This window comes from Pseudomonas sp. Sample_10, assembly GCF_004321495.1.
Classification (GTDB): domain Bacteria; phylum Pseudomonadota; class Gammaproteobacteria; order Pseudomonadales; family Pseudomonadaceae; genus Aquipseudomonas.
This window is the reverse complement of the sequence record NZ_RCOE01000219.1, coordinates 1-16,737: the sequence shown is the minus strand read 5'-3', so window position 1 is coordinate 16,737 and position 16,737 is coordinate 1. Positions and strand designations below refer to the sequence as shown.

Below are 16,737 nucleotides of genomic sequence, written 5' to 3'. Positions count from 1 at the left end.
CTATGACCGTGCGATTTGAATGGCGTACTTCGCTGTGCGCCGCAGACTTTCCCGCTGCGGCCTATGAAGCGCTGCGCCTGCGAGTGATGGACCACACACCGTTCAACGCACTGGCCTGGATGGCTGCGTCGCAACAGGCCTTGACGGCTGGCGAACGGCTGCATGTTTTGCTCGGCTGGCAGGCCGATGAACTGGTGCTGTGTCTACCCTTGGTCGCATCCGTCGAACGGTTCGGCGGCTTGCCGTTTCGGGTATTGCATCACTTGGGCTTTCCCCTGGCCGATCGCCTTGCGCTGTTGGCGACCGTGGATGCCGAAGGCCTGCGCAAGGCGTTGACCGAGATTCGTCGGTGCTTGCCCCATGCCCTGCTGCAACTCAATGAACTGGCCGGCGAAGACCATGCACTGAGGTCATGGTTCGCGCGCAGCTCGACCGCCGAGCGCCGCCTCGGTTGTCGGGTGCCAGTGCATTTGATCACCGATGCCGATCGCCAGGAAGTTTCCGGCGACCCGCGCTACAAACTGCGCCGGGCACGCAAGCGTATTGCCGCCTGTGGCGCACAGGTCCGCCGTATTACCCCCGATGCAACGACCATGGGGCCGCTGCTCAAGGCCATCGCCGAGGTGGAAGCGGTGAGCTGGAAAGGTGATGAAGGCGTGGGCATTTTTGCCGATGAACGTCGCCGCCAATGGATGGAAAAAGCCTTCACCGCCCTCGCCGCCCAAGGTCTGGTGCGCGTGGTGACACTGGAACTGGACGGGCGTTGCATCAGCTATCGCCTCGGTTTGCTGGAACAGGGTCGGTTGTACGACTACAACCTCGCGTTCCTGCCGCAATATGCCGATCTGGGCAGCGGTCGGGTGCTGCTCGAAGAATGGATCCGCTGGGGCCTGGACGATAACTGGTACTGGATCGATGCGTCGCGGGTCAGCCTGGAAAATTCCAGTCATCAACTGCATGAACGCATGACCGGGCACATGGAACACTGGCGCTGGAGCTTTTACTCCTGGCGCCCGAGCGGGTTGGTGCTGGGCCTGGGGTTGCGTGTCTGGCAGCAAGTCAAACCCCTGATGCAGCAGTGGCGGGCGAAACGAAGGACCGCGGCCAGCAGCCCTGCCCCGGTCACCGCACCGGTGGTCAAGGCGCCGGCTTGCACCGAAAAACTCATGGAGGGCGAACATGCCACAGCAAGTCATAGTCAACGCTGACGACTTCGGCCTCAGCGCCTGCGAAAACGCAGTGATCCTGGGCGCATTCCAGGCCGGGGTCATCAGTTCCGCGACCGCCATGGCCAACATGCCGGCCTTCGAAGCGGCGTGTGTCCTGGCCCAGCATCCGTTGCTGGCAGGGCGCATCGGCCTGCACTTCAACCTGACCTACGGCCGCCCATTGAGCCGACGCATTCTCTCGCGCAGGACCTTCTGTGACAGTGCCGGCGTGTTCGACCTCAACCTGTCGCGCACGCGCCTGTGGCTAGGGCGTCAGGATCGCCTGGCGGTCGAGGAAGAGCTCGAAGCCCAATGGCAACGTTGCCTGGATAACGACGTGCGCCCCAGTCACCTGGACTCCCATCAACACGTGCACAACATCTGGCCCATCGGCGAGATCGTGGCGCGTTTCGCGGCCCGGCAAGGCGTGCCCGTGCGGCTGGCGCGCAACCTGGGGCAAAACCTCAGCCTGCCCAAACGCCTGTTCAAACAATTGCTCAACCACCGCTTGAACAGCCTGGCCGGTGCAACCGCCGACTACGTCTGCACCCCGGTGGATCTGCGCAACGCTGCGCCACCCAGCGAAGGCTTGCTGGAAATTGTCGCCCACCCCAATCAGCTCGGCGCCGATTTCGGCGATGCCTATCTGGATCAGGGGGAGTCATTGAGCGTCCTGCTCGAACAACGCCTGCCCGGGGTACCCAGGGTGGCTTACAGCGAAGCTTGCAACTGTCCGTCAATACCTTCATCCAACACACGGCCAACCTGGCCAAGGAGGGCTTCATGAGCCTGATCCAGCAACTGCGCGAACGAATCAAACAAAAAGGCTTGAGCCGCACGTTCAGCACTCTGTGGAAACGCTATGTGTTTTTCCACTGGGAGTTGTTGTGGATGGAGCGCGACCTGGTCAGCCCCGTACCGCCGCACAAGTTGCGTCCTTACTCCGGGGTGCGCCAGGTCATCATCACCCCGGAAAACGCCACGGCGTTTGCCAAGCATTTCGGTGACCGCGTACAAACCATGGCCGAACTCGCCGCCGAAGGTCACACCGGGCACATGTACGTGGACGAAGACGGTCATGCCATAGGCTTTATCTGGGGCAGCACGCGTGATTACCACGACCGCCACTATTACGGTTGCTGGTTTCCGGTCAAACCCGGTGAGTTCTTCGAGTTTGGCGGGGAAATGATCCGCGCCTATTTCGGCAGCAGCCTGTCCGTGGACGTCCAGATCGCGCTGTGGGAAGCGATGGCGGCGCAAGGCTGCAACAAGGTGGTGGATGTGTGCGAAACCCACAACATCCCCGCGCTGAAACTGCACATCCGCATGGGCTATCAGGAGCAGGGGCGAGTCACCCATGTCTACGGCCTCTTTGGCCGCTGGCGCTTCTTCCGCGAAACCCGCTACAGCGGCTCGCGCCTCGACCCGTTGCGCAAACCGGGCCGGCCAGTGGTGACGGCAGCGGCTCAGGCTTGACCGAATGACCCGATGGGGCCGCTACGGCTCCATCGGCGGTTAGGCCCGCCCACACGAATTACCGAAAAAACTCAGGCAAGCGCGGAAATGTCTGACTGCTCATCCGTATCCATTTGGATACATTCGAGCGATGAATTATCTTGTCCAGCAAACCGGCATTTTCGCCGCATGGCATACCTCCGTTCGCGATATGCGGGCAAAGGTTGCAATAGCCCGTCGCATTGATCGAGCCGCCGCGGGCAACCTTGGCGATATCAAGGCAGTGGGTAATGGCATCTCCGAAATGCGCGTGGACGTTGGTGCCGGGTACCGCATTTACTTCACGATGAGAAACGGTGTCGTCATCATCCTGTTGGCTGGGGGTGACAAATCAACTCAAACCGCTGATATAAGACACGCAAAAAAATTGGCAAAGGAGGTTTAACCATGAGCCAGACTTTGACTGACTTCGATATGACCACACTGCTCGACAGCGATGAAGCCATCAGTGAGTACCTCTCCCAAGTGCTGGCTGAAGGTGACAACGAGGAGTTTCTTCGAGCAATTGGCTACGTGGTAAAAGCCCGCGGCATGACACAAATAGCCAAAGACGCCGGGATGGGGCGCGAAAGCCTGTACAAGGCTTTCGCGCCAGGGGCGAAACCACGTTTCGATACGGTGTTAAAAGTCATTCATGCGCTGGGCATTGAGCTTTGCGCGCAACCGGGGCATGTCGCCGTGACCACGGCGGCTCAGGCTTGACCTGAAGCCTTGCGCCAACGGCGTCGCTTCATTCGCGAGCATGCGGCCACCTCAAAACCTGTAGGAGCACGGCTTGCCGGCGATGACGGCGGCATATTCAACATCATCGGTGCCTGACATTCCGCCATCGCCAGCAAGCTGTGCTCCTACAGGGGCTTTGTGCCCAGCACAAAAACTGCGGCCACCTCAAAATCTGTAGGAGCGCGGCTTGCCGGCGATGGCGTCAGTCCAGGTGCCCCGCCCTTCAGCATTTCACCGCAACCATCGTAAAACACATCGGCAACTGCGCTTCCTGTTGCTGATAGAGGTCATAAAGCTCTTCGCGGTTGGAATGCGGGTATTCCTTGAAGTGGTTGATCTGCAGTCCGGCAGCAATGGCACCATTGAGGATGTCGCCCAGGGTGTGAACGAACCAGTAGGACGGGGATGCCGGTTGCTCGACTTTGCCTTCATAGACGATCGGCTCGTTTTGCACGAAAGGCTCCCGGCGAAAATACGAGGAACTCAAGGCAAAGGGATCGGCTGAGTCGGGATCGAACATTTCCAGAAACGGATGGGTTTCGTAGATTATCAAGGCCCCGCCCGGCTTGAGGGTTTGCGCCGCATGTTGGAAGAATTCGGCTATGTCCGGCATCCAGTTCAAGACGCCGATGGTGATCAGGGCTACGTCGAAGCGCCCCTTCAGTTGCAGCGGCAAATGATGAATGTCGGCTTTGATGAACTCAGGCTCGTGGGGCGAGCGTGATGCCAGTTCTCGCGCCTGGCCGAGAAACGCTGCGGACTGATCGACCCCTGTCACATGCCTCGCCCCCAAGGCGAACAGGGAAAGGCTTTCGCGGCCGTTGTTGCAGCCCAGTTGCACCACTTCCTTGCCATCAATACCGACTTCCGTCAGCACACCGGTCAGGGTCTCATCAAGGCAGGTAAAGTCCGCGTGCGCCACGGCGATCCAATGTTGCTGCCATTCGGCAGATTCCTTGTGATGGCGAGCGGAGTCATTCCAGGCATCGCGGTTGCTTGCGATGGCTTGTTCTTTTGTCGGCATTTCCATTGCACACTCCAGAATCGGGTCAATGATTGACGGCCCGAGTCTAGATCATCTCGGTTTAAAGCCTCTTCGTGGCTTTGTTGCGATCTTGTAAACAGGCAACGCCGACGCCCGCCCACGGGAGCGCTATAGTTAATGACCTCGGGGGAAATGCGGATTAACCGATTTCGCAGGTGCTGCCATGAACAAGACCGGACACACGCTGTTGCTTGCCCTTTGCCTGACTGCCACCGGCGTCGCGCTGGCGGACGACAGCCTGATGCAAACTGACCAATCGAACACTGAATTCCACTATTACGGGGCTGACCAGCCTTTCGCCCACCCCGCCCCACCTTCACTGAGCACCGTGCCGCCGGGCGCGTACATCCCGACTTCCCCCCAGACCTTCATTCCGGTGTCCAGCGAGCACGTGTTTTCCGACTCGCAGTTGCCGACGGTAGCGGACGCCACCGTGCGCGTGTTCATCCGCACCTACGATGCGGCTCGCGGTGTCTACGTCAATCATGAAGTGATCGACCCGACCTGCATGCTGGCTTGCCTGAGCGCTCCGGGTCCGTCCTTGTAACCCGGCGGCTTCTGCCTACCACTGCCGTTTGTCCGGACGCGCGAGGCCGAGCTTTTCGATCCGGTAGCGCAACATGTCGCGGCTCAGGCCCAGCAGTCGCGCGGACTTGGTGACGTTCCAATCGGTCTTGTCGAGCATCTTGCGCACCATGTCACGCTCGACCTCCGGCAGGTTCATCGATTCGGTGCCGTTGTAGGTCGGGCGTGGTTCGCTGGGCGGCAGTTCATGCTGAAACATCGCCGGCTCGTCCACCAGGCTCATGCAGACGTTCAATTGATGCGCGGCGATGGTGTCGCTTTGCGCCAGCAACACGGTTTGTTCCAGCATGTTGCGCAGCTCACGCACATTGCCCGGCCAGGTGTAATTGAGCAGCAGCTCTTCGGCCTGGTCGCTGAAATGCAGGTTCGGCTTGCCGTAGCGCTTGCCATGGGCAGCCAGAAAGTGTCGGGCCAGCAACAGGATATCTTCGCCACGGGCGTACAGGCGCGGCACCTTGATCGAAATGATGCGCAGGCGGAAAAACAGGTCGCGGCGGAATTTGCCCTGTTGAACCATTTGTTCGAGGTTGCAGTTTGTGGCGCTGATCACCCGCAGATCGACCTTGCGCTCCTTCACCGAACCGACCCGGCGGATGGTCCGGTCTTCGAGCAGCTTCAACAGCTTGGCCTGCAGGATCAGGTCCATCTCGCCGATTTCATCGAGAAACAATGTCCCGCCATCGGCCGCTTCCACCAGCCCCAGCCGACGATCCTTGGCATCGGTAAAGGCGCCTTTCTCGTGCCCGAACAGCTCGGACTCCACCAGGTTGGAGGGGATCGACGCGCAGTTGAATTCAATGAACGGGCCTTTGTTGCGTGGGCCGTCGAAATGCAGTGCCCGGGCGACCAACTCTTTGCCGGTACCGGTTTCGCCTTCCACCAGGACCGGCGGCAGGTCGCTGTTGGCCATGCGTCGCTCGGCGTCGAGCAACTGGGCGATGGTGCCCTTGAGGTAGACCATGGGCGCGGACTCACCGATCAGCGCCTGAACCCCGGATTTCTGCGCCTCGCGCTCCTGATAGAACGACAGCGTGCGTTCCATCCGGTCGGTGGCCAGGGCCTTGTCCAGCAACAGCTTGAGTTCGGGCAAAGCCACCGGTTTGGTGACGTAGTGGAAAGCCCCCTCTTTCATCGCCACCACGGCGTCTTCGACATTGCCGTAGCCCGTCATCATGATCACTTTCATATCCGGCGCGCTGATGCGCAGCTTCTGGATCAAGCCGTGACCGCTCATGCCTGGCAGCGAATTGTCGGTGAGCACCACGTCCGGTGCGAACGTCTTCAATTGCTCAAGTGCGTCTTCGGCCGAGTGGCAGACCGTTACCTCGAAGTCCTTGCGCTCCAGGTAGGTCTGAATATTCTCGGCAAGCAGCTCATCATCCTCGACCAGCAGTATGCTGTGTTCCATATTCCCCTCCCGTTGCCACTTTGAAATTGAGACAAACGCGGGTTCCTTCCTGCTCCTGGCTAGTCAGTTCGACCGAGCCTTGGAAACGCTCCATTATTCTTTTGACCAGGGCCAGGCCCACGCCCAGCCCCCCTTGTTTGGTGGTGAAGAATGGCTTGAAGACCATTTGCTGCTGTTGTTTGCTCATGCCCTTGCCGGTGTCATTGAGGATCATGCTCACCTGATCGGCCGACGGTTGCTCAATCTCAATGCTCAACACGCCGCCCTTGGGCATGGCTTCCAGGGCGTTGGCGAACAGGCTATTGAGAATCTGTGTAAGCAGCACCTGTTGGCTGAGGACCGGGGGGACTGTCGTCGGAATGAAACGCACCTCGACGTTCGAGCGTTTGATCTGCGGTTCGAACGCATTCAAGGTGTCATCGATGGCCAACACCAGGTCCACGTTTTCAAAGTCGTCGTTGACCGGTCGCAACGACACCAGCAATTCGCGCACCCAGCGCGACATGCGGTCGACCTGGTTGATAATGTCGCCGATATTCTTCTGCGCAGTCTGGCTGGCGATTTCCTGGGCCAGTTCGGCACTGGAACGAATATTCGCCAAGGGATTGCGCAGACTGTGCGCCACTGCCGAAGACATTTCGCCGAGGGCGACAAAGGTTTCATTGGCCACCAATTGCTTTTGCTGACTCTGCAACAACATCGCTGCACGGCGCACGATCCAGAACAGGCCCAGATAAATGACCGCCCCGCCGAGCAATGTCGCCAGCCAGATCGCCTTGAACCCGCGCTGGATGCGTTCAACCAGATCCACCGGTTCCTTGTAGATCTCCACCATGGCGATCACTTTGCTTTTGTCGGCATTGAACATCGGAATGTAATTTTCGATGAACAGGTATTGGGGTTCACGCAACAGACGCTGTTCGGGACGTTCCTCATCGATTTCGTGGTAGCTGGTGGACACTGCTTCTTTCATTTCGAAGGACTCGTCCAGTTCCTCGTCATCTTCGATGCGCACACCGATCAGCTCCGGGTTGGTTGACCAGACCACGGTGCGATCCAGCGCATACACCGTCGCCAGCAGTATGCCCGGCAGGTGTTCCACATGATCGAGAAACTCAATGCGCGCAGCGGCACGGGTTACAGGATCGACATCGGGGTAGGCGTTTTCTTGCCGTGGGTCGAGCATCTCGCCCATGGTCCGGTTGGGAGAAATTGAAGCATGGCGAATTTCCGCATCGCCAATCGCCTGAATGAACTGCGCAGTCAGCATCGAATCGCGCTCGATACTCTCCTCAACCACGAAGCGCGTAGAGACGTAACCGAGCCCCAATGCCACGGCGGCAATAATGAGAAAGCTCGCCAGGGAAAACCAGCGCACCAGATTGAAGGGCGGACGCCAATCCTTACCCTCTGCCGCTGCCGGTACTGTCGGGACAGCTGCATTTTGTTCTTCCAGTGTCTGCATGGGACTGTCCTGGTCGCGGGTTACAAGCCTTTTCAGCCGTGTTTCGAATCAGTGTAGGTGGCATTGATCGCAATGCCCGGGCAATGAATCTATTTCGCCACTATTGCACCTGCGCTTTGTCTGGAACCGCGATGGAATGTTGATGTTCGGGTGCTTCGTTACCAGCAGCCAACGCGCTGGACGGCGGATGCTGGCGATCGGTTTCTTCCTGCAAAAACGTGATGATCGACTGCGCGGCACGTTCGTCCATGCGCAGGTTGGGCATCGGGATTTGGTCGAAGCGCTCGAACAGCTCCATGGCAATCGGGTCCTTTTCCGCCAGCATGCGGTCCGGTTCGCGGATCCAGCGACTGAGCCAGGCAGGATCACGCTGACGGGTCACGCCGATCAGATCCGGACCGATGCTGCGCAAGCCGATGCCCTGACCGTCCATTGGCCCCAGGCTGTGGCAAGACGCGCAGCGGGTGCGGAACAATTCCTCGCCGCTGCTCGGTGGGCGGATCTCGGGAGCGTTGGCGTAATTTTGCTCAACGCTCGGTTGCTTCCAGTTCTGCAGGGTATTGGCCAATTGATCGGCCAGAATCCACGGGTTTTCGAATGGCGACGCCTTCATCCAGCGCCCCGTGGACTGGTTGCCGACAATCAGGCTCAGGTTGTGGTCCTTGCTGCGCCCGTTGTCGACGCCTTCGATGAACAACCCGAGTTTCTGCCGCAGCTCGGTGACGTCGGCGAACTCACCGGTGAGAAACTGCCAGCCCGGACCGACCTGGAAGCGTTGCGCATAGGCCTTGAGCACTGCGGGCGTATCGCTCAAGGGATCAATGCTGATGGAGTAGAAAAAAACGTCTTTGCCGACCCGGTCGCCGAGCAACTTCTGCACTTGACGCAGCCTGGCGGTTTCCAGTGGGCAGGAGTCGCTGCACGAAGTGAAGATGAAATTGATCACCACCACCTTGCCCTTGATCAGGTCATCGAAAAACCGCACCTGCCGACCGTCCTGATTGGTCAGCAGGGTGTTGGGGAAATAGTCGCCACCCCACGGAGTGGCGCTATCGGCGACTGCGGTTTCTGTTGCCGGTGCGGGTGTCGGTGGCACCGGTTTGGCGACCAGCAACTGGCTGGCCAGCAAACAGGCCGACAACAGCAGCACAAGGTGCATGCCCAAGGCGCGCGAGCGTGGTGTATGGCGTCTCACGTCGACACCCTCCCGGTTCATGGCTGGGCCGTCACTTTCGGACCGAAGCCGTCACCGGTGGGGAGGCGCTCTTTTTTGTCCATCACCAACCACCTCGAAATATGTGAAGGGGGTGATGGAGCATGTGCAAGGAGCTCGCCATCTTGTAACTGATTTATACAAAAGCATTAACCAGCGACAAAACAATGGCCTATCAACATCAATCTGCCATGTTCGGGGGAAAAATTGGGGAATGGCACCCGCTAACGGGGAAAGTTGCCCCCCGTTTTCAGGGGATTAACTTGAACGAAAGACGCACGCGCGTGCCTTCGCCTTCACGGCTATCGAGCGCCACCGTACCGCCAAAGCGCTCCATGATTCGCTTGACCAACACCAGCCCGACCCCCAGCCCACCTTGCTTGGTGGTGAAAAAAGGTCGGAAAGCCATGCGCCGTTGCTCTTCGTTCATGCCTTTGCCGGTGTCGCCGATGGTCACGCACACACCTTGGGAAGCACTCGGTTCCAGGCTGATCGTCAGCGTACCGCCTTCGTCCATGGCCTCCAACGCGTTAGCCAGCAAACTGTTGAGAATCTGGGTCAGCTGCACGTGTTGACTCAAGACCATCGGCGTCTCTTTGGGGGCAAACACCACCGTGACCCGGCCCCTGGCGATCTGCTGCTCGAACGCGTTCAGGCTGTCGTGCAGCACCGCGACCAGGTTGACCGGTTCGGCTTCGTCGTTGAGCGGCCGCAAGGATTGCAGCAACTCCCGGACCCACTTCGACATGCGATCGACCTGGCCGATGATGTCGTTGATGTTCTTGTGCGCCGGACCGCTGTCGAACTCCAGCGCCAACTCGGCGCTTGAACGAATGGTCGCCAAAGGGTTGCGCAGACTGTGGGCCACTGCCGAGGACATCTCGCCCAGCGCCACGTAGGTTTCGTTGGTGATCAGTTGCTTTTGTTGCGTCGCCAGCAAAATCGCCGCCCGCCGCACGATCCAGTAAAGACCCAGGTAGATCAACCCACCGCCCAACGCCGTCGCCAGCCAGATCAAGACCAGGCCACGTTCCATGCGGCTGATCAGATCCTTGGGCTCCTTGTAGATCTCGACCATCGCAGTGACGTTTTTGCCTTCGGCGTCAAACAGCGGAATGTAGTTTTCGATGAAGATGTATTCCGGCGGTGTGACGAACTTCTGTTCCATGCGGCCATGGTCGACATCATGGTAACTGGCCGATACCGGTGTCTTCGAGGCGAAGGCCTGATCCAGATCCTCATCGACATGAATCGTGGTGCCCATCAGCGCCGGGTTGGTCGACCAGATAATCATCCGGTCAGGCGCATAGATGTTCGCCAGGATCACGTCCGGCAAATGCTCGATGTGGTCGAGGAACTCGCCCCGGGCATTGGCACGGGCCATCGGATCGACGTCAGGGAAATCCCGATCTTTGCGCGGGTCGAGCAACTCGCCCATGGTCCGCACGTTGGGGATTGAAACGTGGCGGACTTCGGCGGCGGCGATCGCCTGAATGAACTGAGATGTCAGCAACGCATCGCGCTGCACGCTTTCGGTAATCACGAACTTGGTGGACACCGAGCCCAACGCCACCGCCACTGTGCCGATCACCGCCATGCTGATGAGCGAAAACCAACGCAGCAGGTTGAACGGCTGTTTGCGCGAGCTCAAGCGCATGTCGGCCTGGTCGGTGGTCAGTGTCTTGGCAAGCGTGGTCATCAATATTGTTCCCGCAAAAGCCCCTATAGGTTTATAGCCCACTGCTGGCAGATTGCCCGGCTGCAACCTGTTCTCCCCCTGCTCCGTTGCCCCCATCTACCCCCAATCCTGGGGAAAGAGGCCCGTTCCCCTCCGCAGGCAAATGCAGCTTGTCGCCAGGCGAACGCCTGTGCACCGGGCCTCTCATAGCCGTTTTTCGCGATTGGCATGGGAGTTGCCGAAGCCCTCCCAACTGACCCATATCCAAGGGGCAGGTACTCTGATAGAGGGATTACACATGCACCCTTTACTGTCCAAAACTGCGATCGCTCTGATCGTCAGTGCCATGGCCCAAGGCGTCGCCCAGGCTGCACTGTTTGCCGTAGACCCCGGCCCCTATGCATCTGCCACTGGAGGTTTCGCCTCCTGGTACCAAGACAGTCACGGTCGAACCCTCGACCTTTGCCTGTCAAAGGCTGTCAGTTCCAGGGTTCCCAGCGCACCCGGTGCGCCGTCCTACATGTGTGTTTTGAATCCAACTCCCGGGGTTTTCGACGACACCCAACCCATCGTTTTCCCGAGCAACTTTCCCGATGAAACGTTCTGGTTCACCGGCGACGGCGCCATCGTCGATGCTGCCCGCGGCATCGACCTGACCTACGTCAGCGCCGTCGAAGCAGCCTTCGCCGCCGAAGAACCGAAGGAAGGTGATCAGGTCAGTTTCGGTCGTATCCGTATTCGGGTCGACGTGCCCACCGCGGGCGTCTACACCATCACCCACCCCTACGGCGTCGACATCTTCGACGTTCCCGCGGGCGGGACCCGCGCCATCAACATGACCCGGGACATCGGTATCGGTACGCCGAAAACCTATGACGGCGCGCTCAAAAGTGACATTGGCCCGTTCCTGCGCAGCGTCAACGGCCCCTACACCGAGACCAACCCGGTCACCGGTGCTGCCGAGCAGTTCGTTGGCGATCCAAACCTCGCAGAAGCCTTTACCGGCAGTCCGTTCAACACCAACTACATTCGCATCGAGGGCCCGAACGGCCTGGACTTGCGGACAACGGTGATGGCCATTTCCGGCAAACTGTCGACGGTGACCCGCCCCACTCCGCTGATCGCCGAGCGCAGTACCTACTCTCGCAAGGCAGGTGAAAGCGCACCCGTGGCGCAACAAGACGTTTTCGTGTTGGCACCGCCGCCACCGGCCACCGTGAAGCTGGACAGCAACAGCCCGGTACTGAACCTCACCGAGGCTGACACCACCGGCCACTGGTACGCCCAGTCCGCCGCCAACCCGACGTTGCCGAGCAACCTGGTGGTGACGGCTGACAACCACCTGGCCATTCCCACCAGCACCCCAACCTCCATCTCCATGCCGCTGACCGACCTGGTGGTGATCTCACGGGCCGAGTACAGCCTGAACAGCGGACAGATCACTGTCGTGGCCTCGACCAGCGATGAAACCTCGCCTCCGGTCCTCACCGTCACTACCGGTACCGGGGTCGCCATCGGCGCCCTCAGTGGCGATGGCGCAGAGAAATCCCTGTCGACCGGCATCTCGCCGATTCCACCGGCCAAGGTTCACGTGGCGTCATCCAATGGCGGCAGCGACACCGAAGAAGTGGTCATCGTGCAATGAACGCTCTCATGCCCAGACCCGCATCAGGAGGCATCATGAACAAGTGGCCACGCTTTGCGCTCAACGCGCTCGGGCTGACTCTTTCGCTGACCGGCAGTGCGTTCGCGCAACTCGCTGCGGTCGATCCCGGTCCCTACACCTTTGCCACGGGGAAATTCCCCATGTGGTATCAGGACAACAATTCACTGTCGCTGGAACTGTGCCAGTCGCGGGCCACCAGCTCGCGTTCGCCTGGCGCTCCCGGTGCGCCTGCCTACATGTGCATCCTCAATCCGGAACCCGGGGTGTATGACGATACCCTGCCGATGGTGTTCCCGGATAACTGGCCACCGGAAACCTTCTGGTTCCTCGCCGAAACCACCATCCCCGATGTCGGCGGCTATGGCGTCGACGCCTACGTGGCCGGGATCGAAGCGGCATTCGCCGCGGAAAACCCTGTCGACGGTGACCAGGCAAGCTTCGCCCGCATTCGCCTGCGGATAAACGTACCGGTGGCAGGCACCTACACCATCACCCACCCGTACGGCGTGGAAACGGTCAACGTCACCACGCCCGGCCGTCGTGCCATCAACATCACCCGCGACATCGGCATCGGCGCACCAGGCAACTTCAGTGGTGCTCTGAACGGTGAGGTCGGCCCGTTCCTGCGCAGCGTCAACGGTCCCTATACCGAAGTGAACCCGGACACGGGCGCCATCGAGACGTTCGTCGGTGACCCGAACCTTACCGAAGCGGTCACCGGCAGCCCCAACAACACCAACTTCCTGCGCGTCCAGGGCCCGCCCGGGACCATTCAGACCACGCTTTTTACCGTGTCCGGCAAAGTCCTCGACAGCCGTGCGCAGACCCTTGCGGAAATCGGACGCGCGACTTACCGCCGCACTTCTACAGGACCGGGCACCAGCAGTACCCGGGTCGAGGTGTTCGGCAAATCGGCGAACAATTCGAGCCTGTGCTTCCGCGAAACCGTGGCTCTGGTTCCCGGACCACCACCATCGCCGTGCCTCACCAGCATGCTTGGCGACAATACCGGCCAGTTCTTTGGCCACCGCCTGACCGGCAGCACCGTACCGCCTGTGGTCGTGCTCACCGCGACCGACCCGACCGGCACCACCCGGCCGACAGCGGTCTCGAGCAAAGTCACTGACGTGGTGAAAGTGCAAACCGCTCGCTATAACTGGAGCGACCACAGCCTGCTGATCGAAGCCATCTCGTCGGACGAAGTGGTGGTACCGGACATGGTTGCCCAGGGCTACGGACGGTTAACCAAGTCAGGCACCCTGCAACGCCTGACCGTCGCCGACCTGCCTCAGCCTCCGGCCAGCGTGACCATCAAATCGGCCTCAGGTGGCAGCGATGTCGAGCCGGTCGTCGTGGTCGGCACCGCGCCGGACACCGGTGAAAACCAGGCACCGCTTTCTGTCGCCGACAGTGGCAGCACCAGTTTCGGCGTGCCGATCACCCTCAGCCTGCTGACCAACGACAGCGACCCGGATGGCAACACACCGCTGAGCATCACCGCGTTGACCCAACCGGCTGCCGGCCAGGGCAGCGTGGTGTTGAACGGTTCCACCGCGGTGGTCTACACCCCGCCAGCCCTGGTCAATGCACCGTTGACCACAACGTTCACCTACAAGGCTCAAGATGCCAAGGGCCTGGCCTCGACCGCTGCGGCGACCGTGACCATCACCGTGGCGCCGAACCAGCCTCCGGTGGCCGTCGCCGACAGCATCGCGACCCTGGGTGTGTCGATTCCGATCAACGTGCTGGCCAACGACACCGATCCGGAAGGCAACGTGCCGCTCGCAATCGCCAGCTTCACCCAACCACCGGCGGATCGCGGCTCGGTGACCAGCAACGGTACCGTCCTGACCTATAACCCACCGGCGACGGTCACCACGGCGTTCACTACGACCTTCAGCTACATCGCCCGGGACAGCTTCGGTGCCCAGTCGACGTCACCGGCAACGGTCACGGTGCAGGTCTCGCCACGTCCTGCCGCGGAAACTTTCGCGGTCACGGCAGCCACGGTGACAGCCCGTTCCAACAATCGCTTCAACTGGGACTTCACGGGGACTTCGTCGGTGACCACTGGCAACACCATCACCATCCAGGTGACCACGCCGACCGGGCTGGTAACCCTGGGTAGCACCACGGTGCCGCTGACCGGACGCTGGCGCCTGACCGTCAGCAACTCGACCACGGTAATTCCGTCGGCGAGCCCTACAGCCACCATCACCTCGTCCCAAGGCACCGTGCGAACCGTCAACGTCACTGTGCAGTAAGCGCTCGCCCCACCGGCCGCTGCGGCGGGTGGGGCAAGCCCTCAACCAAAGGACTGCATCATGAAAACGCCGACCGCCGCCCTGCTCTGCCTGCTTCTGCTCTGCAGCAGCGCGGGCGTGCGCGCCGACGATTTGCTGGAAAACGACGACCTGGCACCCGCTGCCGATCTCGGCGAGCTGCCGCCCCCGGTGGGCCAGCAAGCGTTGATCGACCAGAACGGCCAGGCCAACGTCGCATTGCTGCAACAGCACGGCCAGTCGCTGCTCGGCCAGATCGTGCAGTCAGGCAGCAATCAGGAAGCGTTCATCCTGCAACAAGGCAGCGACCTGATGGCATTGATCAACCAGCAAGGTTCCGGCAACGCCGCATCGATTACCCAGACCGGCAGCCACAACCGTGCGCAGATTTCCCAGAACGGCAACAACAACGACGCCAACATCGTCCAGGCCGGCACGGGTCAGCAAAGCGCTGTGACCCAGGCAGGCAATGGCATGAGCGTATCGGTCACTCAATTTCGCTAAAGCACTGCACCACTTGGAGGTTTCAAAATGTTCAAACTGACGCCCCTCACAGCCGCCATACTGGTCATTGTCAGTGCCCAGGCAATGGCCGATGACAGCCTGTCGATACAAGACCAGGCCGGTACCGCCAACATCGCCGATGTGAAACAGAGCAATGCTCCGTTCAGTACCGTCACCCAGCAGCAAGTTGGCCAGGGCAACGATGCGGCCGCCGTGCAAGACACGGCCACCAGCACCATTACCCAAACCCAGGTCGGCGACTACAACGCCGGGTACGCAGAACAACTGTTCGAGAACAACAGCACCATCACACAAACCCAGACCGGCAGCTTCAACATCAGCCATGCCAGCCAGTCGATCGGGGTCGGCAATGGCGAAGCACTGCAACAGCAGGAAGGCTCCGGCAACTTCTCCTTCATCTATCAGGACAGTCAGGAAAACACCTCCGGGCAAACCTACCAGTACGGCGACGGCAACGAAGCCAACATCGAACAGATCCAGTTAGGCATGGCCAACAACGCGGTCATCATCCAGTACGGCACCACCAACTACGCAACTGCCGAACAGATCGGCCACATGAACGGCCAGATCAACATCAACCAGGCCGGCAGCACCAACTATGCCTATGGCGACCAGCGCTATGGTGAAGGCGGCAATCTGACCATCAACCAGTACGGCGACGGCAACGGCTCCGAAGTCTGGCAAGACACTCAGGTCAACGCCCAGGCCACCATCAACCAATATGGCGGCGCCAACGAAACCATCGTCGATCAGAGCTTTGGCGAAAACAACGTCGCCACCGTGCTGCAGGTCGGCGACCTCAACGCCATCTACGCCGATCAGTTCGAGTCACTCGGTTCCACTGTCGCGCTCTATCAACAGGGCACCGGCAACGTGCACTTCACCTACCAGAGCGGCGACAGCCATGTGCTCAATGCCACGTCGGTGGGCAGCGACAACAAGGTCTATGCCAGCAACTGGAAAGGCCCGCAATCGGGCGGCCAGTTCGGCAGCAACCAGCGCGCCACCGTCAACCAGGCCGGCAGCGGCAACGTCGCCAACTTCACCCAGGACGGCGTCGGCCACGTCATGACCACCAACCAGACCGGGACCGGCAACAAAACCACGGTCAGCCAGGCCGACTCCTACAACGAGTTGTACTTCGATCAAAACGGCAGCGACAACATCCTGATCTCCGACCAGCGCGGCACCACCAACCTGGCCCAGGGCAGCACCAACGGCACCGGCAACAGCACCGAGTTCAACCAGGAAGGCACCGGCAACCAGGCATACACCGCCCAGCTGTACGGCGACGACAACATGATCACCATCAAACAGGCCGACACCCTGAACGTGGCTTACGTCACCCAGGGCGGCACCGGCAACATCGCCAGTGTCGATCAGAGCGGCATGACGCAAACGGCCACCGTGCACCAGTTTGGCTC

15 protein-coding genes are annotated in these 16,737 nt (G+C 60.3%); 10 read left to right on the top strand and 5 right to left on the bottom strand.

Annotation, left to right across the window (positions count from 1 at the left end; translation table 11 throughout):
• The first annotated feature begins 2 nt into the window (after nt 1-2).
• The 5 genes from D8U18_RS21355 (at nt 3) to D8U18_RS21335 (ending at nt 3,425) form a co-directional block, all read left to right on the top strand.
• The gene (locus D8U18_RS21355) at nt 3-1,208 is read left to right on the top strand and encodes a GNAT family N-acetyltransferase (RefSeq protein ID WP_056856852.1); all 1,206 of its coding nucleotides are present in this window, start codon (nt 3-5) and stop codon (nt 1,206-1,208) included.
• The gene (locus D8U18_RS21350) at nt 1,180-1,995 is read left to right on the top strand and encodes a ChbG/HpnK family deacetylase (protein WP_056856922.1); all 816 of its coding nucleotides are present in this window, start codon (nt 1,180-1,182) and stop codon (nt 1,993-1,995) included. Before D8U18_RS21355 ends, D8U18_RS21350 begins: the two co-directional genes overlap by 29 nt.
• Nucleotides 1,992-2,684 carry an N-acetyltransferase gene (locus D8U18_RS21345; RefSeq protein ID WP_056856853.1) on the top strand — a complete coding sequence of 231 codons (693 nt, stop codon included), beginning with the start codon at nt 1,992-1,994 and terminating at the stop codon, nt 2,682-2,684. The genes D8U18_RS21350 and D8U18_RS21345 overlap by 4 nt, the downstream gene beginning before the upstream one ends.
• A gap of 130 nt (nt 2,685-2,814) precedes the next feature.
• Nucleotides 2,815-3,108: a type II toxin-antitoxin system RelE/ParE family toxin gene (locus tag D8U18_RS21340; RefSeq protein WP_056856854.1), complete on the top strand. Its 294-nt coding sequence runs from the start codon at nt 2,815-2,817 to the stop codon at nt 3,106-3,108.
• Between the two features lie 2 nt (nt 3,109-3,110).
• Nucleotides 3,111-3,425 carry an addiction module antidote protein gene (locus tag D8U18_RS21335; protein ID WP_056856855.1) on the top strand — a complete coding sequence of 105 codons (315 nt, stop codon included), beginning with the start codon at nt 3,111-3,113 and terminating at the stop codon, nt 3,423-3,425.
• Between the two features lie 244 nt (nt 3,426-3,669).
• On the opposite strand, the gene D8U18_RS21330 is transcribed toward D8U18_RS21335, so the two are convergent.
• The gene (locus D8U18_RS21330; protein WP_131108363.1) at nt 3,670-4,476 is read right to left on the bottom strand and encodes a class I SAM-dependent methyltransferase; all 807 of its coding nucleotides are present in this window, start codon (nt 4,474-4,476) and stop codon (nt 3,670-3,672) included.
• 178 nt (nt 4,477-4,654) lie between these two features.
• Here D8U18_RS21330 and D8U18_RS21325 point away from each other — a divergent pair, with 178 nt between their 5' ends.
• The gene (locus tag D8U18_RS21325; RefSeq protein WP_056856857.1) at nt 4,655-5,038 is read left to right on the top strand and encodes a hypothetical protein; all 384 of its coding nucleotides are present in this window, start codon (nt 4,655-4,657) and stop codon (nt 5,036-5,038) included.
• 15 nt (nt 5,039-5,053) lie between these two features.
• On the opposite strand, the gene D8U18_RS21320 is transcribed toward D8U18_RS21325, so the two are convergent.
• The 4 genes from D8U18_RS21320 to D8U18_RS21305 form a co-directional block, all read right to left on the bottom strand.
• Nucleotides 5,054-6,484, bottom strand: coding sequence for a sigma-54 dependent transcriptional regulator (locus D8U18_RS21320; RefSeq protein WP_056856858.1), 1,431 nt, complete (start codon nt 6,482-6,484; stop codon nt 5,054-5,056).
• Complete coding sequence (locus D8U18_RS21315; RefSeq protein WP_131108362.1) at nt 6,453-7,949, bottom strand: ATP-binding protein; 1,497 nt, start codon at nt 7,947-7,949, stop codon at nt 6,453-6,455. Before D8U18_RS21315 ends, D8U18_RS21320 begins: the two co-directional genes overlap by 32 nt.
• Before the next feature lie 100 nt (nt 7,950-8,049).
• The gene (locus D8U18_RS21310; protein WP_130905106.1) at nt 8,050-9,165 is read right to left on the bottom strand and encodes an SCO family protein; all 1,116 of its coding nucleotides are present in this window, start codon (nt 9,163-9,165) and stop codon (nt 8,050-8,052) included.
• A 247-nt stretch (nt 9,166-9,412) separates the two neighbouring features.
• Complete coding sequence (locus D8U18_RS21305) at nt 9,413-10,861, bottom strand: HAMP domain-containing sensor histidine kinase (protein WP_131108361.1); 1,449 nt, start codon at nt 10,859-10,861, stop codon at nt 9,413-9,415.
• Between the two features lie 277 nt (nt 10,862-11,138).
• On the opposite strand from D8U18_RS21305, the gene D8U18_RS21300 reads away from it, so the two are divergent.
• The 4 genes from D8U18_RS21300 to D8U18_RS21285 form a co-directional block, all read left to right on the top strand.
• Nucleotides 11,139-12,485, top strand: coding sequence for a hypothetical protein (locus D8U18_RS21300; RefSeq protein WP_130906502.1), 1,347 nt, complete (start codon nt 11,139-11,141; stop codon nt 12,483-12,485).
• 35 nt (nt 12,486-12,520) lie between these two features.
• A complete protein-coding gene (locus tag D8U18_RS21295) occupies nt 12,521-14,770 on the top strand; it encodes an Ig-like domain-containing protein (protein ID WP_131108360.1) in 2,250 nt (749 codons plus the stop codon).
• Between the two features lie 60 nt (nt 14,771-14,830).
• Nucleotides 14,831-15,292, top strand: a complete 462-nt coding sequence (locus D8U18_RS21290; RefSeq protein ID WP_056856864.1) for a curlin — start codon at nt 14,831-14,833, stop codon at nt 15,290-15,292.
• A 27-nt stretch (nt 15,293-15,319) separates the two neighbouring features.
• Nucleotides 15,320-16,737: curlin (locus D8U18_RS21285; protein WP_131108359.1), on the top strand; the 1,418-nt coding region annotated here is incomplete at its 3' end.